Source organism: Mycobacterium sp. E802 (genome assembly GCF_001666875.1).
Classification (GTDB): Bacteria; Actinomycetota; Actinomycetes; order Mycobacteriales; family Mycobacteriaceae; genus Mycobacterium.
This window is the reverse complement of record NZ_LZJD01000095.1, coordinates 1-24251: the sequence shown is the minus strand read 5'-3', so window position 1 is coordinate 24251 and position 24251 is coordinate 1. Positions and strand designations below refer to the sequence as shown.

General features: G+C 67.3%; 26 protein-coding genes. 7 read left to right on the top strand and 19 right to left on the bottom strand.

Going from position 1 to position 24251, the window contains the following annotated elements:
* Positions 1-537, top strand: a 537-nt coding sequence (locus A5699_RS14885) for an IS630 family transposase (RefSeq protein WP_157561054.1), incomplete at its 5' end; no start/stop codon positions are given.
* Between the two features lie 34 nt (positions 538-571).
* On the opposite strand, the gene A5699_RS14880 is transcribed toward A5699_RS14885, so the two are convergent.
* The 3 genes from A5699_RS14880 to A5699_RS14875 form a co-directional block, all read right to left on the bottom strand.
* A complete protein-coding gene (locus tag A5699_RS14880; protein WP_067770530.1) occupies positions 572-2017 on the bottom strand; it encodes an FAD-binding oxidoreductase in 1446 nt (481 codons plus the stop codon).
* A 371-nt stretch (positions 2018-2388) separates the two neighbouring features.
* The gene (locus A5699_RS29180; RefSeq protein ID WP_157561268.1) at positions 2389-2544 is read right to left on the bottom strand and encodes a hypothetical protein; all 156 of its coding nucleotides are present in this window, start codon (positions 2542-2544) and stop codon (positions 2389-2391) included.
* Positions 2545-2583: 39 nt separating this feature from the next.
* Complete coding sequence (locus A5699_RS14875) at positions 2584-2988, bottom strand: hypothetical protein (protein ID WP_067770528.1); 405 nt, start codon at positions 2986-2988, stop codon at positions 2584-2586.
* Positions 2989-3016: 28 nt separating this feature from the next.
* On the opposite strand from A5699_RS14875, the gene A5699_RS14870 reads away from it, so the two are divergent.
* A complete protein-coding gene (locus tag A5699_RS14870) occupies positions 3017-3706 on the top strand; it encodes a hypothetical protein (protein WP_067770526.1) in 690 nt (229 codons plus the stop codon).
* Between the two features lie 136 nt (positions 3707-3842).
* Positions 3843-4328, top strand: a complete 486-nt coding sequence (locus A5699_RS14865) for a hypothetical protein (RefSeq protein WP_067770524.1) — start codon at positions 3843-3845, stop codon at positions 4326-4328.
* Here the strand turns inward: A5699_RS14865 and A5699_RS14860 are convergent.
* From A5699_RS14860 to groES, 3 genes are all read right to left on the bottom strand, one after another.
* On the bottom strand, positions 4303-5817 hold the full coding sequence (locus A5699_RS14860; RefSeq protein ID WP_067770522.1) for an adenylate/guanylate cyclase domain-containing protein: 1515 nt from the start codon (positions 5815-5817) through the stop codon (positions 4303-4305). The genes A5699_RS14865 and A5699_RS14860 overlap by 26 nt on opposite strands.
* Before the next feature lie 66 nt (positions 5818-5883).
* Entirely contained in the window at positions 5884-7503 is a 1620-nt protein-coding gene (groL, locus tag A5699_RS14855; RefSeq protein ID WP_067770520.1) for a chaperonin GroEL, read from the bottom strand.
* Between the two features lie 113 nt (positions 7504-7616).
* Positions 7617-7919: a co-chaperone GroES gene (gene groES, locus A5699_RS14850; protein WP_036390082.1), complete on the bottom strand. Its 303-nt coding sequence runs from the start codon at positions 7917-7919 to the stop codon at positions 7617-7619.
* A 219-nt stretch (positions 7920-8138) separates the two neighbouring features.
* Between groES and A5699_RS14845 the strand changes: the two genes are divergently transcribed.
* Entirely contained in the window at positions 8139-9431 is a 1293-nt protein-coding gene (locus A5699_RS14845; RefSeq protein WP_067770518.1) for an HNH endonuclease signature motif containing protein, read from the top strand.
* Between the two features lie 29 nt (positions 9432-9460).
* On the opposite strand, the gene A5699_RS14840 is transcribed toward A5699_RS14845, so the two are convergent.
* The 8 genes from A5699_RS14840 to A5699_RS30165 form a co-directional block, all read right to left on the bottom strand.
* Entirely contained in the window at positions 9461-9892 is a 432-nt protein-coding gene (locus tag A5699_RS14840) for a nuclear transport factor 2 family protein (RefSeq protein ID WP_067770532.1), read from the bottom strand.
* Between the two features lie 29 nt (positions 9893-9921).
* The gene (gene tsaD, locus A5699_RS14835) at positions 9922-10959 is read right to left on the bottom strand and encodes a tRNA (adenosine(37)-N6)-threonylcarbamoyltransferase complex transferase subunit TsaD (protein ID WP_067770516.1); all 1038 of its coding nucleotides are present in this window, start codon (positions 10957-10959) and stop codon (positions 9922-9924) included.
* Positions 10956-11417: a ribosomal protein S18-alanine N-acetyltransferase gene (gene rimI, locus A5699_RS14830; RefSeq protein WP_067770514.1), complete on the bottom strand. Its 462-nt coding sequence runs from the start codon at positions 11415-11417 to the stop codon at positions 10956-10958. The genes tsaD and rimI overlap by 4 nt, the downstream gene beginning before the upstream one ends.
* Positions 11414-12043: a tRNA (adenosine(37)-N6)-threonylcarbamoyltransferase complex dimerization subunit type 1 TsaB gene (gene tsaB, locus A5699_RS14825; RefSeq protein WP_067770512.1), complete on the bottom strand. Its 630-nt coding sequence runs from the start codon at positions 12041-12043 to the stop codon at positions 11414-11416. The genes rimI and tsaB overlap by 4 nt, the downstream gene beginning before the upstream one ends.
* Entirely contained in the window at positions 12040-12507 is a 468-nt protein-coding gene (gene tsaE / locus A5699_RS14820) for a tRNA (adenosine(37)-N6)-threonylcarbamoyltransferase complex ATPase subunit type 1 TsaE (RefSeq protein ID WP_067770510.1), read from the bottom strand. The genes tsaB and tsaE overlap by 4 nt, the downstream gene beginning before the upstream one ends.
* On the bottom strand, positions 12500-13549 hold the full coding sequence (locus A5699_RS14815; RefSeq protein ID WP_067770508.1) for an alpha/beta fold hydrolase: 1050 nt from the start codon (positions 13547-13549) through the stop codon (positions 12500-12502). Before A5699_RS14815 ends, tsaE begins: the two co-directional genes overlap by 8 nt.
* A 35-nt stretch (positions 13550-13584) precedes the next feature.
* Positions 13585-14754, bottom strand: coding sequence for an alanine racemase (gene alr, locus A5699_RS14810; RefSeq protein WP_067770506.1), 1170 nt, complete (start codon positions 14752-14754; stop codon positions 13585-13587).
* Between the two features lie 86 nt (positions 14755-14840).
* Complete coding sequence (locus A5699_RS30165) at positions 14841-14963, bottom strand: hypothetical protein (protein ID WP_255378808.1); 123 nt, start codon at positions 14961-14963, stop codon at positions 14841-14843.
* A gap of 322 nt (positions 14964-15285) precedes the next feature.
* Here A5699_RS30165 and A5699_RS14805 point away from each other — a divergent pair, with 322 nt between their 5' ends.
* Positions 15286-15963 carry a response regulator transcription factor gene (locus A5699_RS14805; protein ID WP_067770504.1) on the top strand — a complete coding sequence of 226 codons (678 nt, stop codon included), beginning with the start codon at positions 15286-15288 and terminating at the stop codon, positions 15961-15963.
* Here A5699_RS14805 and A5699_RS14800 read toward each other — a convergent pair.
* The 4 genes from A5699_RS14800 to glmS form a co-directional block, all read right to left on the bottom strand.
* The gene (locus tag A5699_RS14800; protein WP_067770502.1) at positions 15960-17351 is read right to left on the bottom strand and encodes a glutamate decarboxylase; all 1392 of its coding nucleotides are present in this window, start codon (positions 17349-17351) and stop codon (positions 15960-15962) included. The two genes, A5699_RS14805 and A5699_RS14800, sit on opposite strands and share 4 nt — an antisense overlap.
* Before the next feature lie 37 nt (positions 17352-17388).
* Complete coding sequence (locus A5699_RS14795; protein WP_067770500.1) at positions 17389-18816, bottom strand: NAD(P)H-hydrate dehydratase; 1428 nt, start codon at positions 18814-18816, stop codon at positions 17389-17391.
* Between the two features lie 101 nt (positions 18817-18917).
* Entirely contained in the window at positions 18918-19409 is a 492-nt protein-coding gene (locus A5699_RS14790) for a hypothetical protein (RefSeq protein ID WP_067770498.1), read from the bottom strand.
* A 174-nt stretch (positions 19410-19583) separates the two neighbouring features.
* Positions 19584-21461, bottom strand: a complete 1878-nt coding sequence (gene glmS / locus A5699_RS14785) for a glutamine--fructose-6-phosphate transaminase (isomerizing) (RefSeq protein WP_067770496.1) — start codon at positions 21459-21461, stop codon at positions 19584-19586.
* 94 nt (positions 21462-21555) lie between these two features.
* Here glmS and A5699_RS14780 point away from each other — a divergent pair, with 94 nt between their 5' ends.
* Positions 21556-22407 (top strand): dienelactone hydrolase family protein, encoded by an 852-nt coding sequence (locus tag A5699_RS14780; protein WP_067770494.1) that lies wholly within the window; start codon positions 21556-21558, stop codon positions 22405-22407.
* Positions 22408-22450: 43 nt separating this feature from the next.
* Positions 22451-23503 (top strand): LLM class F420-dependent oxidoreductase, encoded by a 1053-nt coding sequence (locus A5699_RS14775; RefSeq protein WP_067770492.1) that lies wholly within the window; start codon positions 22451-22453, stop codon positions 23501-23503.
* Positions 23504-23515: 12 nt separating this feature from the next.
* On the opposite strand, the gene A5699_RS14770 is transcribed toward A5699_RS14775, so the two are convergent.
* Positions 23516-24157 (bottom strand): hypothetical protein, encoded by a 642-nt coding sequence (locus A5699_RS14770; RefSeq protein ID WP_157561266.1) that lies wholly within the window; start codon positions 24155-24157, stop codon positions 23516-23518.
* Between the last annotated feature and the right edge of the window lie 94 nt (positions 24158-24251).

Sequence of the window (24251 nt, the reverse complement as noted above, 5' to 3'; positions counted from 1 at the left end):
CCATCGTTGCCGATGAAACCCGGACGCGCGGGAACGATGACACACGACTACAAACGCAACGGCACCATCGATCTGTTCGCGGCGATGAATGTTGCTACCGGTGAGGTATTGACCGACCTGCGCAAGGGGCATACCGGCGCTGACGTGTTGCGGTTCTTCAAACAGATCGATGCCAGCGTTCCGCGTGGTCTCGGTGTACATGTCGTGCTGGACAACTTGTCGGCGCACTCCACCCCTGAGATCGCGAAGTGGTTGGCGCACAAGGATCGTCGTCGGTGGCACCTGCATTACACCCCGACCTCGAGTTCGTGGGTAAACCTGGTGGAACGCTGGTTCAAAGAACTCACCGACAAACGACTGCGTCGTGGTGTTTTCACCAGCGTCGCTGAACTCACCGAAGCCATCACCGCATGGGCCGCGCACTGGAACGCTGACCCCAAGCCCTTCATCTGGAAAGCCACCGCCGAGGACATCATCGCCAAAGTCCAACGCGGCAGAGCCACTCTTAACCAGATCAAATCGCAGACGGACCACTAGTCCGTAGGCCCGGTAGACCTCTGCCGGATCTACGTCAAAAGTTTAGGCCTGAGAACATGATTCGCCCCGGATCGTATTTCTGCCGGGTGGCCGCCAACCGAGCAAGGTTGGCCCCGAAGTACCGCGAGGCAGGTTGGCCGGCCTCCAGATAGTTCACGTAGCCGCCGACGGAATACGGTGCCACGGCTTGGTGCGCGGTGTTCAGCCAGTTGGCAGCTGGTGCAGGAGAACCGGAAGTCTCCACATACCACTGCACCAGAGCGGATTGCCGCCGCCACGGAAAGGCGGAGTCCCCCGGCCCGATCGTGGCGAGCGCGCCGTCGAGCGTATGCATGATCACCAACGGCCGGCCGGCTCCCGCGGGAAAAGCGTTGAACGCCGCGGCGATTCCCTGTGCGACGGCCGGAGTGATCGAGCCGAACACGTCTGAGCCACCGACATAGCCGAGCGGTGACGGGTTGAGATTGTCGGCGGCCAGGAACTTCACCAGATCCAGGTAGTTGAACGTGCGGCGCTCGATCGAGGCCGGCTGCAGTCCCACCGATTTGACCACAGCGGCTGCGACGCTGTCCCCGGCGCCCGCCGGGCAGGTGGCCAGGATGCGGCAGTGCGCGCCCTGCGGGTCGGTGACGGTGTCGGCCAGGGCCCAACTACTGCGGTCGGCGGTGCGCAGCCAGTTCTGCCACCCGACGAGCACCTGCGGAAAGTCCTGCAGCGGGAAATGCGCGCCGACGACATCCACATCGCCGATCGGGAAGGTGGCGAAGGTCAACGCGGTCGTCACCCCGAAATTGCCACCTCCTCCCCCACGTAAGGCCCAGTACAGATCGGGGTTCTCGTGGGCCGAGGCCGTGAGGGCCCCGCCGCCGCGCAACACCACCGTCGCCGACACCAATTGGTCACACATCAAGCCCGCGTGCCGGGACTGAGCCCCCAACCCGCCGCCCAGCGCATGCCCGGCCGCGCCGACAGTCGGACAGGTCCCGGTCGGGATCCCCCGACCGGCGGCGGCCAGGGCCTGGTGGATGGCGTACAGATGCGTCGCCGGTGTCACCGTGACGTGGCCCGTCGACGCGTCGTACTGGATGTCACCGGGCAGTTGGCGCAGGTCCAGGACCATCGTGCCGTTCGCGGTCGAGGCACCCACATAGGAATGGCCGCCACCGCGCGGCGCGACCTTGAGGTTGTGGGCCGCAGCGAAAGCCATCGCCTTCTGGACGTCCACCGCGGACGTCGGGGTGACGACGGCCGCGGGCGCCAGTCCGTTGAAGTTGGTGTTGAAAACGCTCTTGGCCGAATCGAATTGGCCGCCGCTGTCCGGCAGGATCACCTGCCCGCTGATCGCGCGCGACAACTCACCCCACCCGGACGTGGCGGGATCGGCGCGGGCGCGGCTGGTGCCGAAAACCATCCCGGCGGCCACCGCCCCGACCGCACCGCGCAGGAACGTCTGACGCGAGACCCCGCGCGGTTCCGTCACGAACCAAATTGTGGGCGGCCGGGCGGGCCGAACCGCGGTGCCCGACGACGTGTCGCGGTATCGGTCGGGTATCGAATATGCACCGTGCAAGTGATCTTGACCCCTTTGACCAGGCAGAAAAACACTGCACGGACTATTGACACGCTTCTCGCCCCGGCTCCAGAATTGAGCACCGCTGTTAGCTACATCACACTTGCTCTCCAGCTGTCAGTGGTCTACGTGAATGACGTCCACTGCGAGGAGACCGTGAGTTCCACACGTATTCACCTGATCGCGGGTGCGTGCCTGGTGTCAGCCGGACTCGTGGTGAGTACTGCGTGCGGTTCGGTGCCCATGGCGCGTGCGGACGGTGAATCCTCGTCGGAGTCCAGTCACAGCACCGGCAGTTCGAGCACTGAGAACGGCACCACGTCAAACACCGACAACACGGCCACGAACAGCTCTGCCACGAATTCCACCGCAGCGTCGTCGTCGGAGAGCTCTGCCACCACCACCACGCAACACACGACGACGATGAGCACCTCCACCGGCGATGGGAACGTTCAGCCGCGCTCGACCGTGTCTGCTCAAACGAACACCGGGGTCAGCGGAGGCAACACCACTGGCACCACGTCGAGCACGTCCGGCGGGTCGAACACGACCGAGATGTCGGGCAGCACGGCCGGCACGAGCGCCCCGCAGCCCTCGACCGCCTTGAATCTCGATACTCTCGCCGATCTCCCCACGCCCGTCACCACCAAGAGCACCTCGTCGGACACCGAGGGCAGCTCCAGCGGCTCGAACACCGTCGAATCGTCATCGTCGACCGCCACGCAGGAGACGACCGCACCAGCAACGCACGTCGACGCGGGCACCACGTCGACCTCGGCGTCGACCTCCGCGTCGACCTCGGCGTCGACCTCAGCGTCGACCTCGGCGTCGAGCACTGCTGCCACCGGTACCGCGGCCGCCCCGGTTGCGGAAGCGACCACCGCCCCGGCGGCTGAAACCCAGCCGGCCGTGACGTCGGCCGCAGTCGAGGAGCCGGTTGAGCCGGCCGCAACACCAGAGATCCGGCTGGCCGTCGTCGAGTTCCTGAGGATGCTGGTGACGACGGCTGTCGACGTAGTCATTGAACTGGCGTCGCAGATCCACGCCATATTCAACTTCCCGTGGGCCACCGGCGCCGTGAGCGCCGTGCAATCGCTGACCGCGCTTCCGTACCACTCGATCGTCACTCTTCTGCAGAAGATCAAGTCGCATGCGCTGTTGCTGCCGGCGGTCGGATCACCGATCGCCGCCGCTGCCGCCGACGCCCTGAAATTCGATTTGAGCCTCGACGAGATCGTGTCGTTGAGCTCGGTGCTGCAACGCACCGCACCGGTGCTGGCCGACGTGAGTCACCCCGGCAACGCGAAGACCACGCCGCTCAAGAAGGCGGTCACCGCCCTGGTGGCGATCTCACTGTGGGCCTTGCTCTCGACGGCGCTGCCGGGGCTCGGTGGCGTGTTCGCCGCAGCGGTCACCGGTGTGCGGATCGGGTATCGCCAGGCGAAGTGGGGAGTCACGTTGCGCACAACGGAATTGGCTCGTTTTGCCCGGCAGGGTCCGATCGGGACGGTGCGGTCGGGCTCGCTGATCGCCGTTCATACCCGCACTGCGCGTCCGGGCCCAACAGCCCGACGCGAACAGCCGCAACTCGTAGCGTGAGACGGCCGGTAACTCCCGAGCCGAAAATCCCGAAATACATTTCGTGATCGACCGAATGCGTCCCCGCATCTGTGGAAGGGACGCCGCGACGCCTAATGACCGCCGTTGGGCAACGACAGTTGTCGGTGTCGCCGCGGTGCTACTTCCGGTTGCCGCCGCGCTGAGCAGCGCGCCGGCCCGTTCGACTCCCCTGCCCACTTTCTGCGCTCAGCCCGAGGTCGTCGACAACGTCTGCACGGCGCGGCTGACATCGGTCACGGCCGATGTGGTGGACGGAACGATCACCGGGTCGCCGGTCGGTGGCGGGGCACCGATCACCCTTACCGGACAAGCGGATGCCTACCTGAAATCGCAAGGATTCGGCGGCACTCCACCGGAACCGGTTCAGCAGTGGGACGAGTCGATCGAGACGGTCAGCGGCCTTGATACCTCGCCCTCCGACCCGAACTGGTACGGCAATGCCAAGGCCCGCGTGTTCCTGCCCAGAACGCTGAATGACCTGGCCACCAAGTTTCCTCCTGATGTTCTCCTCGTCCGCTTCACCTTTGACGCGGCCCGGCCCGACGCGTTCCGGTTGGTGTCGATTCAGCCGACGGCTACCCCTGACTCCGCGAAGCACTAGCGAGGCCGAAAACCCTTACCGCAGCTGACTTTCCTTTCAGCTCGTGAAAGCCCCGGTCGGTCAGTTCGGGCGGATGTACGTCCAAGGTGTTGACGGTCGGCTGGGTCAGCAGGATCGAATCGCCGGTCCTCTTCGTGAGCTGCTCGACCCGGGCCGCGACGTTGACGGCGTCACCGATCAGCGTGAACTCCAGCTTGCCTCCGCCGCCGATGGTGCCGGCGATCACCACGCCGGTGTTGATGCCGATACCGATTCGCAGCGCACCCTCGAATCGCTCGACAACCAGGCGCTGCATCAGCATCGCCGCGCCCACTGCGGCATTGGCATGATTCGCAAGGTCATTGGGGGCGCCGAACACCGCCAGAGCTCCGTCGCCGAGGAACTTGTTGACGTGCCCACCGGCGTCGACCACGGCGGGCACCACGATCTCGAACAGCGCGTTGAGCCGGGCGACCGTGTCTTCGGCGGTGTTCGCCTCGGCGAAGGGCGTGAAGTCTCGGATGTCGACGAACATGACCGTCACTTCACGCCGTTCACCGGTGAACACGTCGTCACCTTGCTCAAGGAGCCGCGCCGCCAAAGCCGGGTCCACGTATGTCCCGAATGCCGCCTGAAGTCGTTGCCGCTCAGCCAAACCCGATTGCATGCGGTTGAACGACGCCGACAGCGCACCCAGATCGTCGTCTTGGACCACCGGCAGGCGTCGGCGGTATTCTCCGACGGCAACGCGTTCCGTCCCCTCGGCGAGGTCGCGGATCGGACGCAGGAAGGGAGCGATCGTCATGACGGCTATGGGTCCGGAAACAAGCGTCAGCGCGCACCCGATCGCCAACGAGACGATGGGATCCTCGCGGGCACGGTCGATCACCGAAGCCGTGATCGCGGCGCCGATGGAGAATCCGAACGCCAACGCCAGGATGGTGAGGTGTGACCAGGTGGCAAACGTGGGACGAGAGCGCGGCAGGGAGTCACCGATTCCCGTGTTGCCGGCGATGGCGGTCCGGGCCGGTCGCAGCGATCCCTCACTGAAGCTGTGCACACCGAACACCCCGGTGGCCGCTCCGTATGCGGCGCCGACGATCCCGTACTGAACCAGTCGCCACCCGGTCGCGCCGTTGAGCGTGGCGACCGCCACCCCGACGCACGGCGTCCAGACGATGTCGGTTGCGAGCACGCGGGCAGTCGTCCTCCGCCCGTACACATAGGTGGCGCGCAGTGCCTCCATCGGATCGACGTCGCGGCCCGCTGCCCACTTCTCGATCAGACGCAACCGCTTCGAGCCGGGCAGGACCAGCAGGTAGGTCCGCACCAGCATGGCGACGCAGGAGATGACGGCCGCCTGCACGTAGCGATCGGATCTTTCGAAGGCGACGATGATCAACGGGTAGGCGAGATGGACCGAGAGTCCGGCCAGGTAGACGAGGGCACAGATGGCCCAGGAGTATCGCGGCCCGTGCCGGTCCCATACCCACTGGAAAATCCGGTCCATGTCGAAACAAAACACCCCCGGCCTGATGGCCGAGGGTGTTTCGCCGTACTTCTAGCGCGCGTACTTCTAGTGCGCGTGCCCGTGGTGATGACCGGCGTGGTCATCTTCCTCGGCCGGCTTGTCCACGACGGCCGTCTCGGTCGTCAGGATCATCCGGGCCACCGAGGCGGCGTTGAGCACCGCGGACCGGGTCACCTTGGCCGGGTCCACGATGCCCTCGGCGACCAGGTCACCGTAGGCCAGCGTGGCGGCGTTGAAGCCCTGCCCGTTGGGAAGCTCGCTGACCTTGTTCACCACGACCGAGCCGTCCAGGCCGGCGTTGGTGGCGATCCAGTACAGCGGGGCCGACAGCGCGGAGGCGAACACGTTGACGCCGAGGGCCTCGTCGCCCTTGACCTCGCCGCGCAGCTTGTCCAGCGCCGCGCGGGCCTGCACGAGTGCAGCGCCACCACCGGTGACGATGCCCTCTTCGACGGCGGCCTTGGCGGCCGCGACGGCGTCCTCGACAGCTTCCTTGCGCTTCTTCAGGTCGGTCTCGGTGGCCGCGCCGACCTTGAGCACCGCGACGCCACCGGCCAGCTTGGCCAGCCGCTCCTGCAGCTTCTCCCGATCCCAGTCGGAATCGGTGGTCTCGATCTCGGCCTTGAGCTGCTTCACCCGGCCGTCGACAGCGTCCTTGGAGCCGCCGCCGTCGACGATCACGGTGCTGTCCTTGGACACCACGACGCGACGCGCCGAGCCCAGCACGTCCAGACCGACCTCGCGCAGGGCCAGGCCCACGTCGGGGTTGACCACCTGACCGCCGGTGACGATGGCCAGATCCTCCAGGAACGCCTTGCGGCGATCACCGAAGAACGGCGCCTTGACGGCAACGGCCTTGAGCGTCTTACGGATTGCGTTGACGACGAGCGTGGACAGCGCCTCGCCCTCGACGTCCTCGGCGATGATCAGCAGCGGCTTGCCGCTCTCGGCGACCTTCTCCAGCAGCGGCAGCAGATCGGGCAGCGAGCTGATCTTGTCGCGGTGCAGCAGCACCAGCGCGTCCTCGAGCACCGCTTCCTGGGTGTCGAAGTCGTTGACGAAGTAGGCCGAGATGAAGCCCTTGTCGAAGCCGACGCCCTCGGTGACCTCGAGCTCGGTGCTCAGCGTCGAGGACTCCTCGATGGTGACCACGCCGTCGTGGCCCACCTTGGTCATGGCCTCACCGACGAGCGCACCGATCTGCTCGTCGCGCGAGGACACCGTGGCGACCTGGGCGATGGCGGTCTGGTCCGACACCGGGGTGGCCGCGGCCAGCAGCGCCTCGGACACCGCGTCGGCAGCCTTACCGATGCCCAGGCCCAGCGCGATCGGGTTGGCACCGGCAGCAACGTTGCGCAGGCCGGCCTTGACCAGGGCCTGCGCCAGCACGGTGGCGGTGGTGGTGCCGTCGCCGGCGACGTCGTTGGTCTTGGTCGCCACCGATTTGACCAACTGGGCGCCGAGGTTCTCGAACGCGTCTTCCAGGTCGATCTCGCGGGCGATGGTCACACCGTCGTTGGTGACCTGCGGGCCACCGAAAGCCTTGGCCAGCACGACGTTGCGACCACGCGGGCCCAACGTCACCTTGACGGCGTCGGCGAGCTTGTCGACCCCGGCTTCCATGGCCCGGCGCGCAGTTTCGTTGAATTCAATCTGCTTGCTCATAAGTCTCTTTCTTGACTACCTGTCGAGCTTGACTACCTGTCGAGGCATCAACGCATACCGCCCCGGAAACCACCCGTGCGAACACGGGGATCTCCGGGGCGGGACACGGGTGCTTACTTAGCGACGACAGCCAGCACGTCGCGGGCCGACAGGATCAGGTACTCCTCGCCGTTGTACTTGATCTCGGTGCCGCCGTACTTGCTGTAGATGACGGTGTCGCCCTCGGCAACGTCCAGGGGGATCCGCTTCTCGCCGTCCTCATCCCAGCGGCCGGGGCCAACTGCGACGACGGTGCCTTCCTGCGGCTTTTCCTTGGCGGTGTCCGGGATGACCAGACCGGAAGCGGTCGTGGTCTCGGCCGCATTGGCCTGAACGAGGATCTTGTCCTCGAGTGGCTTGATGTTGACTGCCACGATGGAAGCCCTCCACTTGTTTGGGTATTGAGCTCCGGTGTGCGCCGGGGCCCTCGGGTTAACCAGGTGTTCGGCATGCGTCCGTCCCCTCGCTCCGTCGTCGCGGGTGCCGGCGCTGGGGTTGGCCGCGTGCCACCTAGCACTCTATACATGCGAGTGCTAGCACTCAAGGGTGGTCTCTGGTTATTGCGCCGACATCCAGAGAGGCCTACTATCGAACATATGTTCGGATCGCATTTCACGATCGACTCCGACGCCACGGAAGAGGCGTTGGCCGATCAGCTGGCTGCGATGAACCGGGCGGCATCCAGCATCGCGGCCGGACAGGCTCGGGTGACGGCGATGCTCGAAGCCAAGCGCCGGGCACGCAGAGCTGCCGAGGGCGTGCCGGCGGCACAGCGCGGGCGAGGCCTGGCTTCCGAGGTCGGCCTGGCCCGCAAGGCCTCGCCATGGCATGGGGCCAAGTATCTGAAGATGTCCCGAATCCTCGTCGACGACATGCCCCACACCCTGGCGGCGCTGGAGTCCGGCGTCCTCACCGAGGTGCGGGCGATGATCATCACCGAACATGCCGACTGCCTGTCACCAGCAGATCGTCGCGCGATGGACGTCGAACTGTGCGCCGACCCGGCAAAGCTGGACGGCCTCGGCGACAGGAAAGTCGATGCCGAAGCGGGCCGCATTGCCATCCGGCTCGACCACGACGCGGTGATGGAGCGCATCAGCCGGCACCAGTCTGATCGCACCGTTACGATGCGTCCCGCTCCGCACGGCATGGCGTATGTGACGGCCCTGCTGACTGCCGCCGAAGGCTGCGCAGCGTACGAGGCGCTGCAAGTGGAGGCGGCCGCTGCCGTCGCGGCCTCAGTCGCCGCCGGAAACGGATGCGACGGCCGGGGCCCGTTGATGGCCGACGCCTTCTACCGGCGTATCACCGGGCGTGAAGTCGGCGCCGCGGTTCCGCTCAACCTCAATCTGGTGGTCTCCGACGAGAGCCTGTTTGCCCACGGTCCCGAACCTGCGGTGCTGCAGGGATACGGCCCGATCCCGGCGGCGGTGGCCCGGAAGATGGCCTTGGCGGCGCTGCTGGACCCCGAGGTTGAGGCCGCGGTGCGCAAGCTCTATGCCGATCCGGCCACCGGCAACCTGGTCGCCCTCGATTCCACGTCGCGCACCTTCCCCAAGGGCCTGCGCTGGCTGATCGCCTTGCGCGACCAGCGCTGCCGCACCCCCTACTGCGACGCACCGGTACGCCACATCGATCACATCACCCGCCATGCCGACGGCGGTCCGACCTGCGCCGAGAACGGCCAAGGACTGTGCGAACGATGCAACTACATCAAGGAAACCGCCGACTGGACCACCACCACGAGCTACGACCGATTCGGCCGGCACACCACCGAAGTCAGCACACCGACGGGCCGGACCTATCGAAGTACCGCCCCACCACTGCCGACCGGAGCCCGCGTGTTGACCAGCGACATCCATGTCGTGCGGGTGCAGGCTGCCGCGTAGCGGATAGTCGTCCTACCCCGTTCCCACGCCTATAGCGCGATGTTCAAATGCTCGGACACGTCTCCGACCATCTCCACATCGACTCTGCGCTCGGTGAAGTACCAGCCCTGCTCGTCACGGGCAAAGGCGTCGGCGTAGCGACCGACGACGATGGGTTGCAGTGGGACGGTCTCGGTGTTCTGCACCACCACGAACGTCGAGCGCGCCGTCGCCCGCGAACCGTCGACGTCGACGATCGGGTTGAGCACCAGGTGACGGGTCCGGGTGCGGTTGCCGTGTCCGGGATACCGACGGGTGGTCGCGGCGAACAACTCCGCGATGGCCGACGCCCCGGCCACCTCCATGAACGTGCCCCGACCGAGCAGCTGCCCGACCCCATCGAAGTCGCCGGCGTCGATCAGCTCGGCATAGCGATACAGCAGCTCGGTAATCTCCAGCTTGTCGGCCAGCTTTTCGGCCAGCTTGTCGGCCAGCTTGTCGGCCGGGGAGCTCACGCCACCTGCCCCTTCACCACCGGCAGGCCCGGATCGCTGGCGGCATCCAACGGCGACGGCGCCGCCCCGGCGGCGATCAGGTGCGCCGCAAATGAGGCGATCATCGCGCCGTTGTCGGTGCACAACCTCGGCCGCGGCACCCGCAGCGTCAGACCCGCTGCCGCACAACGCTCTTCGGCAAGTTCGCGCAGCCGGGAGTTGGCCGCCACCCCACCGGCGATCAGCAGCGTGGACACCCCGAGATCGGTGGCTGCGCGTACGGCCTTGGCGGTCAGCACATCAGCGACCGCTTCCTGGAAACCGGCCGCCACATCCGCCTGCGAGGCTTCCGGGTGACCTTCCACGTAGCGCGCTACCGCGGTTTTCAGCCCGGAGAAGCTGAACACATACGGGTCATCCCGCGGACCGGTCATCCCGCGCGGAAAGACGATGGCGTCACGGTCGCCGGTGCGCGCCAACTCATCGAGCACCCGACCGCCGGGATAGCCCAGCCCGAGCAGCCGCGCCACCTTGTCGTAGGCCTCGCCGGCGGCGTCGTCGACGGTGCTGCCCAACTCGATGATCGGCTCGCCCAGTGACCGAACATGCAGCAGATGTGTGTGCCCACCCGAGACGAGCAGACCCACGCTCTCCGGGAGGGGGCCATGGTCGTAGACATCGGCGGCCAGGTGCCCGCCCAGGTGGTTGACGCCGTAGAACGGGACGTTCCAGCCGGCGGCATACGCCTTGGCTGCGGCCACCCCGACCAGCAGGGCGCCGGCCAGGCCGGGGCCGATCGTGGCGGCCACGACGTCGGGCCGCTCGACACCGGCGGTGTCCAGGGCGCGGCGCATCGTCGGGCCAAGTGCCTCCAGATGTGCGCGCGAGGCGATCTCGGGTACGACGCCGCCGTAGCGAGCGTGCTCGTCGACGCTGGAGGCGACCTCGTCGGCGAGGAGAGAAACCGTTGCCGGCCCGCCATCTTTCGGGAAGGCGAGATCGGCGATACCGACTCCGGTTTCGTCACACGAACTTTCGATGGCCAGGATGATCACGTCGGGCCCCCTTGGGGAAGGCGTTGCATGGTGTAGGCATCGGCTCCGCTGACGCGGTAATACCGCTTACGTAGGCCGATGTTGACGAACCCGGCGCTCTCATACAGCGCGATGGCCGCTTCGTTGTCGGTGCGAACTTCCAGGAAAACGGTTCCACCGGAGGCGAATTCGAGCATGTCGTCGAGCAACCGGCGGCCGATGCCCTGTCCTTGGAAATCCGGGTCGACGCCGATGGTGTGGATTTCGTACTCATACGGTCGCATCCGGCCCAGCCGGGCGATGCCGGCATAGCCGACCAGCAGACCGTCGCTGCGGGCCGCGGTATAGCGGTTGTGTTTGGCGGCCAGCTCGGCCAAGAACGCCTGGGCCGGCCACGGATCATCACCGGGAAACAGCCGGGCCTCCAGCTCGGCACACCGCGTGGCGTCGGCGCGGGTCATTACGTCGAGATCGATCATTTCTTGACTGCCACAGACGGTTTGGCGTCCGGACGGCGCAAGTACAGCGGCACCAGCGGCTGCGGGTCATTCCAATCGGTGACGGCGCGCACCAGCCCGTCGGGCGTCGGGTACACCACGTCGAGCCGAGGCAGCGCGAACAATGCCGCGTGATCGGGTGAGCCGGCCACCGCGGCCGAGGAATCCACTGCAACATCGCCGGGGGCGTTGACGGCCGGACCGTCGACGCGGACGCCGTCGCGGTAACGCGCCCAGTACACCTCGCGGCGGCGCGCATCGGTGACCACCAGCACGACACCGTCGGTGTGGACACCGATGGCATCCAAGCTGCACACCCCGTGCACCGGAACGCCCAGGGCGTGACCGAACGCCGCGGCAGTGGCCATCCCCACCCGCAGCCCGGTGAACGGCCCGGGGCCACAACCGACGACGACGGCGCCGAGATCGGCCATGGTGATACCGGCGTCGGACACCGCGGCCAGCACGTTGGGGGTGAGCTGCTCGGCGTGGGCGCGCGCATCCACGGTGACCTGCTCGGCCAGCGTGCGCACCGAGCCGTCCTCGGCACGACGGACCACACCGGCACTCACTGCCGGGGTCGCGGTATCGATGGTCAACACGTTCATGGGGTGCTCCACTGCCAGATCACCGTGCGGGTCTCGGTCTCGGTGTCCCGTTCGATGCGAATGTCCAGATGATGGTCGGAGAGGCGTTCGGCCAGCCCCTCCCCCCATTCGACGACCACCACGGCGTCGTCCAGGTCGGTGTCGAGATCCAGCGCGTCGAGCTCTCCCAGCAGATCGACACCGGGATGGTCGAGCAACCGGTACATGTCCACGTGCACCATCGCCGGGCGGCCAGGCCGGCGGGCGCGATGCACCCTGGCCAGCACGAACGTCGGTGAAACCACCGGACCGTCCACATCCATGGCGGCCGCGATGCCCTTGGCCATCACGGTCTTGCCGGCACCCAGCGGACCCGACAGCACCACGACGTCCCCGGCCTTCAGCCCCGCCCCCAGGGTGGCGCCCAGCGCGATCATGTCCTCGGCGGTGGCCGGCTGTGCCGTTCCGGCGCTGCACTCAGCCACGGAACCGGACCCGATCGCGGACCCGCCGGCCCAGGGTGACCAGTTTGGACGGGGTGGCCCGCTCCACGAGACGGACCAGTGCGTCGTCGATCACCAGGGGCTCCTCCAGCTGGACCAGATGACCCGCTCCCCCGACGATCACCAGTTCGGAGCGGGGTAGCTGTGCGGCCATGGCCTTTGAGTATTCCATCGGGGTGAGCAGGTCACGGTCACCGCAGGCGATCAGTGTCGGCACCGTGGCCAGCACCGACAGCGCCGCAGCCTCGTCGTGAACCTCGAGGGCGTGCAGGAATTCGACGAGGGTGGTGATCGGGGTGCCGTGCATCATGCGCTGGGAGAACTCGACGACACTCGGGCTGACGGCCTCGTCCCCGTAGGACGCTGCCCGCAGGATCGGTCCGATCACCGAGCGGGCCGCACCACGGGTGTGATGCACGGCGCCCGGCGCGTACCGGGCCAAGAACCGCACCGCCTCCAACGCCGGGTTGCGCAGGATCTCGCCCAGCGGCGAGCGGGCCACGCCTTCGGCCGCCGAGGAGATCACCGCGGCACCGACGATCTGCTTCGGATAGCGATGGCTGAACTGCCGGGCGTGTGACAGCACCGTCATGCCGCCCATCGAATGACCGACGAGCACCGCCGGGCCGCGCGGAACCGTCACGGCCACAACCGCTTCCAGATCCCGGCCGAGTTGTTCCACGGTGTAGGTCTCCGGCGGCGCGGTCCCCGACTGCCCGTGGCCCCGCTGGTCGTAGAACACCATCCGCACCTGCGAGCCCCACTGTTCGGCCAGTCGCGTGCGCTGAAAGTGGAAGGCGCCCATGCGAAGACAGAAGCCGTGGGCGAACACCACGGTCAGCGGCGCGTCGTTCGGGCCGACTTCCCGCACCGCCAGCGGCACGCCGTCCTCGGTCGTCACCACCGAACTGCGGTCGGCATCAAGGCGTTCGAAATCCTCGCCCCGGTAGGGATCTTCGCCCGCGCTGCGCCGCGTCAACGACCGCGCCACCGACCTGCCGGCCACCGTTCCCACAGCCGTCATCCCGGCCACCCCGGCCAGCCACTGGGCATTGCGACTCAACGCTCGTGACCTGCCTGCAGATACGTGCGGGAGATGCGGCCGCGCGGGCTGGTGACCACCTCGTAGTTGATGGTGCCCAGCAGCTCGGCCCAGTCCTGGGCCGTCTGCTCGCCCTGGGTGCCGGGACCGAACAAGATCGCGTCATCGCCCGCCCGGACGTCGGTGGCATCCGGACCGAGGTCGACGACGAACTGGTCCATACAGATCCGGCCGACGGCCGGGCGGCGCCGACCCCCGATCAGCACCTCGATCCGCCCGCTGAGGGATCGGAAGATGCCGTCGGCGTAACCCACCGGCAGCAGCGCCAGCGTCGTGTCACGCTGGGCGATCCAGCGATGCCCGTAGGACACTCCGTCCCCGGCACGAACCGAACGGACCAGTGCGACAGGACATTTCAGGGTCATCGCCGGACGCAGCCCCATATCGCCGAGCTCCGGGATCGGGCTGAGGCCATAGACCGCGATGCCGGGCCGCACCATGTCGAAGGCCAGATCCGGCCGGGTCAGCACCGCCGGCGAGTTGGCCAGATGAGCGATGTCGAACACCACACCGGCCGCGGCGGCCTGCTCCCGCATCGCGGTGAGGCGCTGACCCTGCAGCGCGTTGAACGGATTGTCGGGGTCGTCACCGTGGGCCAGGTGACTCATGATCCCGCGGACCCGGATCGCGCCGTCGGCCTGGGCGCGGCCCAGCGCGGCGATCATCGCGGGGAAATCGGTTGGGCTCACCCCGTTGCGGCTCAGCCCGGTGTCGACCTTCACCGTGACCGTCGCGGTGCACCCGGTCTGGTGGACGGCCCGGACCACGTCGTCGACCTGGTCTACCGAGGACACCCCGATCTGTACGTCGGCGGCCACCGCGGGGGCAAAATCGCTGCCCGGAGGGTGCAGCCAGCACAGCACCGGCGCGGTGATCCCGCCGGCGCGTAACGCCAGCGCCTCGGCGATCGTCACCACCCCGAGCTCGGCGGCGCCCGCGGCCAGTGCGGCCCGGCCGACTTCGAGGGCGCCATGCCCGTAACCGTCGGCCTTGACCACCGCCATCACTTGGGCGTCACCGGCGTGGTCGCGCAACAGGCGCACGTTGTGGTCGATCGCAGCGAGATCCACCATCGCCTGCGGCGATGGGTGTTCGGTCAGCGCTGAGGTGAATTCGGTCGTCTGCATGTCATGTCACCGTCGACCATTGTCCCAGAGCGCGGTGACGGTGGTTTCGGTCATCCCTTCGTCAGCGGGGCCGCCTTGCGGAAACGCTAGCGCAGCGGCGGCACATTGCCCCACGGCCCGTAGGGGCCGTTACTACCGATACCCATGCCGGGGGTGGTGCTCGGCGGCACCGAATACACCTCGGCATTTCCCGGCGTCTGACACACCACCGAGCCACCACCATGCGTGCAGTCCCCGGAGGGCGCTGCGAAAGCGCTTGGTGCAGCGACTATTCCTATTGCGATACCCACTGCAGCTCCAGCGCCGGTCAGCACCGCTGCAAGTGAAACCGGCTTCGTCGTCCTGTTCACCTGGCCCACACTCCTTCAGTTGTCCTGTACTTCCACGGTTGCCGCGCGCCGACGAAATATCATTGGGGCTAGCCCCCCTAACTGTTGAGGGGTAGCCGGGTCACCGGCGAAGCCAAACGTCGTGCGGCGGGTATCACTACGCCGACCGCCGACGATGACGCGGTCGGTGTGGAGACAGGCGATGGCAGATGCAAGCGGTGCTGACGTCGTGGTCCGTGTCATCGTGGCTGCCGAGGACGTGCTGTCACGCGAGGGGCTGGCGGGTTTGCTCGATCGCTGGGGTTTCGATGTGGTGGGGCGGGCCGACGGTGCTCTCCGATTGCCGGAGTTGGTGCGCACACATGAGCCTGATCTCGTCCTGATCCACATCCCCGATCCGTCCGATCACCCGGCGGAATACGAAGCCGCGCGGTCCATCCGCACCGAGTTTCCGAATACGGGCGTGCTGGTGTTGTGTGCGCGCGTCGAGGTGCGGCATGCGATCGACGCGCTGGCCGGTGGCGGCGGGATCAGCTACCTGCTCACCAGTCGGATCACCGACATCGCCGATTTCGTCGACATTCTCAAGCGCATCGCCCGGGGTGCCTGCATCGTCGGCCCCGCGGTGGCTCAGGCGCTCGTGTCGGCACGCGAAGACCAGGATTCGCTGGCGACGCTCAGCGCGCGGGAGCACGACGTGCTCAGACTGATGGCCGAGGGCCGCTCGAACGACGGCATTGCCCGCCGGTTGTATCTGGCCGAGGGCACCATCGAGAAACACGTGCACAACATCTTCACCAAACTCGGGATCACCGAGACCAGAGACGATCACCGCCGGGTGCAGGCGGTGATCGCCTTTCTGCGTGGTGAGGGCAACTAGTGCGCGAAGGGTTGCTGATCGTCGAACTGCCCGCGCGGCTTGAGCTCGTCGAGTTGGTTGAGCACGGTGATGGTGTCGTCTTTGAGCGCCCGGGCCAGATCCGCCGAGAAGCCCTCACGCACCACCACCCGCAACACCACGACATCGGTGGCGTCGTCGGGCATGCTGTACGCCGGTACCTGCCAGCCGTAGGCGCGCAGCCCCTGGGACACGTCGAACTCGGTGTAACCGGGTTTGCCCTTGAGCCGGAAGCTGACCACCGGAATGGCCGATCCGTCGGAGATCAGCTCGAAGTGCTCGCTTTCGCGCAGCTGATCGCCCAGCCAGCGGGCGGTCTGTGACAGGGATTTCATCACCTTGGTGTAACCGGCCCGGCCCAGCCGCAGGAAGTTGTAGTACTGGCCCACCACCTGGTTGCCGGGCCGAGAGAAGTTCAAGGTGAACGTCGGCATGTCGCCACCCAGATAGTTCACCCGGAACACCAGGTCCTCGGGCAGATGCTCGTGGCTGCGCCACACCACGAAGCCGATACCGGGGTAGGTCAGCCCATATTTGTGTCCGCTGACGTTGATCGACACCACCCGCGGGAGCCGGAAATCCCACTCCAGGTCGGGATGGATGAACGGGACGACGAATCCGCCGCTGGCCGCGTCGACGTGCACGGGCACGTCCAAACCCTTCTCTGAAGCGAGCTGGTCCAGTGCGGCACAGATCTCGGCGATCGGTTCCAGTTCACCGGTGTAGGTGGTGCCGAGGATCGCGACCACACCGATGGTGTCCTCGTCGACCGCGTCGATCACCTGTTCCGGGGTGATGACGTAGCGGCCCTCTTCCATCGGTAGGTAGCGAGGCTCGACGTCGAAGTAGCGGCAGAACTTCTCCCACACCACCTGGACGTTGGCGCCCATCACCAGGTTCGGGGTGCGTCCCTTCCAGTCCTTGCCGGCCTTCTCCAGGCTCTGGCGCCAACGCCACTTGAGGGCCAACCCGCCCAACATGACCGCCTCGCTGGAGCCGATCGTCGAGACCCCGGTGGCGCTGGTCGGGTCGTCGTCGGTAAGGCCCTCGGCGTGGAACAGATCGGCGACCATGTTCACGCAGCGTCCCTCGATCGCGGCGGTGACCGGGTACTCGTCCTTGTCGATCATGTTTTTGTCGAACGTCTCGGCCATCAGCTTCTCGGCCTCGGGTTCCATCCACGTCGTGACGAACGTCGCCAGGTTCAGCCGGGAGCTGCCGTCGAGCATCAACTCGTCGTGGATGAACCGGTAGGCCGCGGTGGGGTCCATCGCGTCGTCGGGCAGACGCAACGACGGGACCGGCGCCATCGCCAATCTGCCGGTGTAGGCCGGCGCGATGTGTGGACTGCGATGGTGCTTGTGCGACATGGGTTGTCCTTTTCGTTTGGGCTTCGTAAGAACTCTGTCAGAGCGAGGCGATTGCGGCACGGACATGAGACAGGATGCGCGACGCCGATGTCGGCGCCGGGCGGGGCCCCGGATCGGCAGCCGAAAGGTTGGCGGCGCGGGCATGGACGAAAGCGGCCGCCGCGGCGGCTTCTCCTGCGGACAGGCCCGCGGCCAGCAGGGCGCCGATGATCCCGGACAGCACATCCCCGGAACCTGCTGTGGCAGCCCAAGACTGGCCGGCCGGGTTGAGGTAGGCGCAACCACGCCCCCGCCCCGACTCGGGTTCGGCGATGACGGTGACGTTGCCCTTGAGCAGAACCGTGGCGCCCAGACGCTCGGCCAGGTCGCGCGCCGCCGCGACGCGGTCACTGCCGGGCGGATTGCCGGCCAGCCGCTCGAATTCACCGGCGTGCGGGGTCAGCACGGTCGGCGCACTGCGGCCGACGAGCAGGCCGGGGTCCTTGGCCAGCATGGTCAGCCCGTCCGCGTCGACGATCACCGGCAGGTCGGACTCCAGGGTGAAACGCAGTGCGGCCTTCGCCGTCTCGTCGGTGCCCAGCCCGGGTCCGACGGCCCAGGCCTGCACCCGGCCCGTCTCCTCGACGGTGGGTGCGGCGATCACCTCGGGCCATTGGGAAAGCACCTGTGGCGCAGCACTTCCCGCATAACGAACCATGCCTGAGGTGGCAGCCACCGCGGCCCCGACGCTCAGCACAGCCGCTCCGGGATAGGTCGACGAGCCCGACACCACGCCGGTGACACCCTGGCTGTATTTGTCGTCGTGCGGACCCGGGATCGGCCAACGGGCCCGGACATCGGCCGCCTCGAATCCGGCGAGGTCGGTGGGCGCCAAGTCCAGGCCGATGTCGACGAGTTCGACACGACCGCACTTACCCAGCGCATGCACCGGTTTGAGGCCACCGAACGTGACGGTCAGCGCGGCCTGCACGTGCGGACCGTCGGCGGCGCCGGTCTGCACGTCGATTCCGCTGGGGAGGTCGACGGCAACCACGGGCGCAGTGTTGGCGTCGAATACCGCAGCGGCGTCGGGACGTAACGAGCCGCGCCCGGAGATGCCGACGACACCGTCGATCACCAGATCGGTTCCGCCGGCGATCTCGGTGACCACCCGTCCCCCGGCGCGGCGGAACGCGGCCAGGCCCTTGGCGTGAGTTTTCTCCGGATTGAGCAGGACGGCGTCAGCGGCCGCTCCGCGGCGGCGCAGGAACGTCGCGGCCCACAGCGCATCGCCGCCATTGTCACCCGAACCCACCACGGCACAGATCCGCCGCCCGGCGACCCCGCCGGTGCGGATCTTCAACTCCGCACCGATCGCGGTGGCCAATCCGTAGGCAGCGCGGCGCATCAGCCCACCGTCGGGCAACGATGCCAACAATGGCGCCTCGGCGGCACGGATCGCATCAGCCGAGTAGTAGTACCGCATCAGCTCCCGCCCGCTCGAGGTGCCCGTGTGCCAACAGGTTACGCGGCCCCTCTTGGGAACGGCTGAATTCGGGCCGACGCGCCCGTCCTGGTTCGGTACACCTAGTGCGGCGGATGGAAGACCCCGGTGAACCCGACGACATACAGGGCGTGTTCGGACTGGTTGCCGATCGCGGGCCCTTGGCCGATCAACAGCGTTCCCCGCTCCTCCATGGAGACACTGAATGTCGCGTTGCCCCAACTGTGCAGCGTGAACTTGATCACCCGGGGAGCAAGCAGCAGGGAAATCGAAAAGCCCAACTTGTCAACGGCGTTCGCGGAAAACGGTTGCCGCGGGGTATGCCCGAATCCACCCTCACCGGCCGGCGGATCGATGTCCAGGGTCCGGTCGCTGAAATAGTACTTGAGCGGTTCGCCCCCGGACGTCGACAGTCGAGCCGGCCGGAAGATCGGCCCGACAAACGATCCGGGATGGTACGTCGCTTCGCCGGTGGCGTAGCTCGCGATTCCGCTGTCCTGGTTCGTCACGAGCGTGATGCCCACCCGTGAACCGTCCCCCACCTCTTCGAGGATTTGATTCAGACTCTTCCCCATGATCTTCCCCCTCAGTCGATTCGACTGTCTGTTGTAACGAGACACCAGAACGTTATGGGGACGAAGGCTCACGACAAACGAGTAGTCGACTACCTCAATTCGGCTTGCGTGCGCGCTGCCGACGGAACTCGGACCAAAGCCCTTGGACACCAAGGGCCTTGGGGGCGCGCTGACCTACTCGACGGTGACCGACTTGGCCAGGTTTCGCGGCTTGTCGACGTCGTAGCCGCGCGCCCGGGCCACCCCGGCGGCGAACACCTGCAACGGGATCGTTGACAGCAACGGCTGGAAAAGCGTTGACACCGCCGGGATCTCGATCAGGTGATCGGCGTAGGGCCGCACCGTGTCATCGCCCTCCTCGGCGATGACGATGGTGACCGCACCACGGGCCTGGATCTCCCGGATGTTGCTCAACAGCTTGGCGTGCAGCATCGCCGCGTTCTTCGGTGAGGGCATCACCACGATGACCGGGAGGTCGTCGTCGATCAGGGCGATCGGGCCGTGTTTGAGCTCGCCGGCGGCGAAACCCTCGGCGTGCATGTAGGCCAGCTCTTTGAGCTTGAGCGCACCCTCCAGCGCGACCGGGTAGCCGACGTGACGCCCCAGGAACAGCACCGTCGGCGACGTGGCGAACCGCTGCGCGAGCTGGAACACCGGCTCGATCCCGGCCAGCACCCGGCTGACCATGTCGGGCATGGCCTCGAGCTCGCGGTACTCGCGCTCGACCTCGTCGGGGTACTTGGTGCCGCGAGCCTGCGCCAACGCCAGGCCCACCAGATAGTTCGCCGCGATCTGGGCCAGGAACGTCTTGGTGGCCGCGACCCCGATCTCCGGCCCAGCCCGGGTGTAGAGCACCGCGTCGGCCTCACGCGGGATCTGGCTGCCGTTGGTGTTGCAGATCGCCAGCACCTTGGCCTTCTGCGTCTTGGCGTGTCGCACAGCCTCGAGGGTGTCGGCGGTCTCGCCGGACTGCGAGATGGCGATCACCAGCGTGCTGCGGTCCAGCACCGGATCGCGGTACCGGAACTCGCTGGCCAGCTCGACCTCGACGGGCAACCGGGTCCAGTGCTCGATCGCGTACTTGGCCAGCAGACCCGAGTGGTAGGCGGTACCGCAGGCGACGATGAAGACCTTGTCGATCTCACGCAGTTCCTGATCGGAAAGCCGCTGCTCGTCGAGGACGATGCCGCTGTCGACGAAATGTCCCAGCAGCGTGTCGGCGACCGCGGCCGGCTGCTCGGCGATCTCCTTGAGCATGAAGTAGTCGTAGCCACCTTTTTCAGCGGCATCGAGATCCCAGTCGATGTGGAATTCGCGGTAGTCGCGGCCGGCCTGCAGATCGTCGTTGCCGAAGAAGTCGGTGATCCGGTAGCCGTCGGCGGTCAGCACCACGGCCTGATCCTGACCGAGCTCCACGGCATGGCGGGTGTGCTCGATGAATGCCGCCACGTCGGAGCCGACGAACATCTCCCCGTCACCGATACCGACCACCAGCGGGGTGGACCGGCGGGCGGCCACGATCGTGCCCGGATCGTCGGCATTGGCGAACACCAGAGTGAAGTGGCCTTCCAGGCGCTGCAGGACGGCCAGCACCGAGGCCGGGAAGTCTCCGGCCGTGGCTCCCTGGCGGTACTGCCGCGACACGAGGTGCACGGCCACCTCGGAATCGGTGTCGCTGGCGAACTCGACGCCCTCGACCTCGAGCTCGGCGCGCAGGACGGCGAAATTCTCGATGATCCCGTTGTGGACGACGGCGACCTGACCTGCGGCATCCCGATGCGGGTGGGCATTGCGGTCGGTGGGGCGGCCATGGGTGGCCCAGCGGGTGTGGCCGAGGCCGGTGGTGCCGGTCAGTACCGCGTCGTCGGTCTCGTCGAGGGCGGCCTCCAGGTTGGCCAGCCGGCCGGCGCGCCGACGCACCGTCATGCCGCCGTGGCCGTCGAGCAGGGCGATTCCAGAGGAGTCGTAACCCCGGTATTCCATCCGGCGCAGCGCGTCGACCACGATGCCGCGCGCCGGGCGCGTCCCGACGTAGCCGACGATTCCACACATAGGCTCCCAGGGTAGTGCAGGGCACCGCCCTGACCCGATTCCGCGCGACGGCGGTTGACGTAAATCACCGTGCGCTCTGCGCTACGGTCAACCCGTGGCCAGCACAAAGAAGCTCTTCGCGCGGTTGACCCGGCGCGGACCGCACAAGGTCCTGCGCGGGGACCTGGCTTTCGCCGGCATGCCCGGCGTGGTGTACACGCCCCAGGCCGGTTTGAACCTGCCCGGGGTGGTGTTGGGTCACGACTGGATGGCGCAGGCCGGCAACTACGCGCACACGCTGGAGCACCTGGCCTCGTGGGGCATCGTGGCCGCCGCCCCCGACACCGAGAAGGGGTTGGCGCCCTCGGTGCTCAATTTCGCCTTCGATCTGGGCGCCGCGCTGGAGATCATCACCGGCGTGCGGCTGGGCCCGGGCAAGATCAGCGTGCACCCGGGCAAGCGGGGTGTGGTGGGGCACGGTTTCGGTGGGTCCGCCGCGGTGTTCGCGGCCGCCGGGATGGCCGGGGACCAGCACCGCCCTAAGGCCGTGGTGTCGTTGTTCCCGACGGTGACCACGCCGCGGGCCGAGGAACCGGCATCGACACTGCGGGTGCCCGGCCTGGTGTTGACCGCGCCAAGAGATCCGATGACGCTGCGCTCGAACGCGGTGGAGCTGGCCCGGGCCTGGGAGGGTGCGACCCTGCGCACCGTCAGCAAGGCCAAGGCGGGTGGGCTGGTCGAAGGTCGTCGGCTGGCGCGGTTCTTCGGGCTGCCCGGCGCCGACCGGCAGACCCAGAAGATCGTGCGCGCGATGCTGACGGGATATCTGCTGGCCACGCTGGCCGGGGACAAGACCTACCGCGATTTCGCCGATGCCGACGTGGCCCTGCCGCACACCGAGCCCGCCGATCCGAACGCCGACCCGGTGGCCCTTGAGGACAAAGTCGTCGCGCTGCTCAAGCCGTAGACCAGCTTCCCAACCAACCGGTTGATGGTGATATAACTCCCTGATGCGCACAGGCATCTTTCTGAGCTACGCCGGAGGCTTCAAGGAGGCGGCCGACCAGGTCGTCGAGTTGGAGAAGGTCGGCATCGACATCGCCCTCGTGGCCGAGGCGTACTCCTACGACGCCATCAGCCAGCTGGGCTACCTGGCTGCCAAGACCTCGACCATGGAACTCGGCACCGGCGTGGTGCCGATCTACACCCGCACGCCGTCACTGATGGCGATGACCGCAGCCGGAGTGGACTACGTGTCCGACGGCCGGTTCCGGCTCGGCATCGGCACCTCCGGTCCGCAGGTGATGGAGGGTTTCCACGGCGTGCCGTTCGACGCGCCGCTGGGCCGCACCCGCGAGGTGGTCGAGATCTGCCGTCAGGTGTGGCGGCGTGAGAACGTCGACTACCAGGGCAAGTACTACCAGCTACCGCTGCCCAGCGAGGGTCCCGAGGCCCGCGGGACCGGGCTCGGGAAGTCCCTGCATCTGATCAATCACCCCGTGCGTGAGCGCATTCCGATCACCATCGCGGCGCTGGGACCCAAGAACGTCGAGCTGACCGCCGAGATCGCCGAAGGCTGGCAGCCCGTGTTCTACCTCCCGGAGAAGGCCGACGACGTGTGGGGCGACGCGCTGCGGGCCGGAGCGGCCAAGCGCGATCCGGAGCTGGGACCGTTGGACGTCATGGTCAGCGCCAGCCTCGCCATCGGTGACGACGTGGACGACCGGCTGGCCTGGGCGAAACCCCAACTGGCGCTGTACATCGGCGGGATGGGCGCCCGCGGGCAGAACTTCTATCACAAACTGGCCACCCGGTACGGCTACGGCGAGGTGGCCGATCACATCCAGGACCTGTTCCTGGCCGGCAAGAAGGCCGAAGCGATCGCGGCCGTGCCCGACGACCTGGTGCGCAACGTGTCGCTCGTGGGGCCGAAGGGATTCGTCAAGGAACGCCTGGCCGCCTACGCCGAGGCCGGGGTGACCACCATGCTGGTGCACCCGCTGGCCACCGACACGGCCGAGACGGTGAAGTTCTGCGAGGAGCTGGTGTCACTGACCCGATAGCCGCACCTCGGGCTACCCACCGACCTGCGGCAGCTCGTCGGCCGCGATCGAACACGGGGTGCCCCCCGTCGAATCGGCCAATGGCTCGGTCGGCGGCGCTGCCGGATCAGTCGGCGGTTCGACCGGTGGCGCGGGCTGCGAATTTGGCTGCGCCTCAGGTTGTTCGACGACATCCTCGGTGGCGGCGTCGTCAACTCCCAGTTCCGCTGCCCCGTCGAGGGGCACGGTTTCCTCCTCGATGTCGTCAGCATTCTCGTCGGGCTCGCCGGGGGCTTCTTCGTCGGTCTCGTCACCGGTCTCGTCACCGGCTTCGTCCTCGGGGTCTTCTTCGAGATCTGATTCTTCGGACACCTCCTGACCCTCGTCGGCAAGCGGGTCTTCTGCGTCGAACGGGTCCACGTCGAACGGGTCCACACTATCGCCACCCAGGGCGCTGCCGTCGGATCCGATCAACCCGCCGAACATGTCGGCCAAGCGCTGTCCCAGATCTGCCAAGGGGCTGCCGACGCCGGAGCTGCCTGCACCGGGAAGCCCCGCACCCCAACCACCGGTTCCAGATCCGGTGGGCGGCATCGGTGCCGACGCCCCCGTCACCGCCGGATCGACCGCCGCTGCCGGATCGCCGGCCGCCGGCGCGACCGCGGGTGCTGGCATGGCCGCTGGTGCGGGCGCCGGTGCAGACACCGACGCCGGCGCGGCAGCCGGTGCGGCATACGCAGGCGCGGAGGCGGGTACCGCCGAAACAGTT

What these genes read in the sequence shown, in the direction of transcription:
- glmS (WP_067770496.1), bottom strand. Translation starts at nt 21,461, where the DNA reads ATGTGTGGAATCGTCGGCTACGTCGGGACGCGCCCGGCGCGCGGCATC.
- alr (WP_067770506.1), bottom strand. Translation starts at nt 14,754, where the DNA reads ATGCAGACGACCGAATTCACCTCAGCGCTGACCGAACACCCATCGCCG.
- rimI (WP_067770514.1), bottom strand. Translation starts at nt 11,417, where the DNA reads ATGATCGATCTCGACGTAATGACCCGCGCCGACGCCACGCGGTGTGCC.
- A5699_RS14775 (WP_067770492.1), top strand. Translation starts at nt 22,451, where the DNA reads ATGCGCACAGGCATCTTTCTGAGCTACGCCGGAGGCTTCAAGGAGGCG.
- A5699_RS14815 (WP_067770508.1), bottom strand. Translation starts at nt 13,549, where the DNA reads ATGACGGCTGTGGGAACGGTGGCCGGCAGGTCGGTGGCGCGGTCGTTG.
- A5699_RS14860 (WP_067770522.1), bottom strand. Translation starts at nt 5,817, where the DNA reads ATGGACCGGATTTTCCAGTGGGTATGGGACCGGCACGGGCCGCGATAC.
- A5699_RS14845 (WP_067770518.1), top strand. Translation starts at nt 8,139, where the DNA reads ATGTTCGGATCGCATTTCACGATCGACTCCGACGCCACGGAAGAGGCG.
- groL (WP_067770520.1), bottom strand. Translation starts at nt 7,503, where the DNA reads ATGAGCAAGCAGATTGAATTCAACGAAACTGCGCGCCGGGCCATGGAA.
- A5699_RS14790 (WP_067770498.1), bottom strand. Translation starts at nt 19,409, where the DNA reads ATGGGGAAGAGTCTGAATCAAATCCTCGAAGAGGTGGGGGACGGTTCA.
- A5699_RS14805 (WP_067770504.1), top strand. Translation starts at nt 15,286, where the DNA reads ATGGCAGATGCAAGCGGTGCTGACGTCGTGGTCCGTGTCATCGTGGCT.
- tsaB (WP_067770512.1), bottom strand. Translation starts at nt 12,043, where the DNA reads ATGAACGTGTTGACCATCGATACCGCGACCCCGGCAGTGAGTGCCGGT.
- A5699_RS14795 (WP_067770500.1), bottom strand. Translation starts at nt 18,816, where the DNA reads ATGCGGTACTACTACTCGGCTGATGCGATCCGTGCCGCCGAGGCGCCA.
- A5699_RS14800 (WP_067770502.1), bottom strand. Translation starts at nt 17,351, where the DNA reads ATGTCGCACAAGCACCATCGCAGTCCACACATCGCGCCGGCCTACACC.
- A5699_RS14770 (WP_157561266.1), bottom strand. Translation starts at nt 24,157, where the DNA reads ATGCCAGCACCCGCGGTCGCGCCGGCGGCCGGCGATCCGGCAGCGGCG.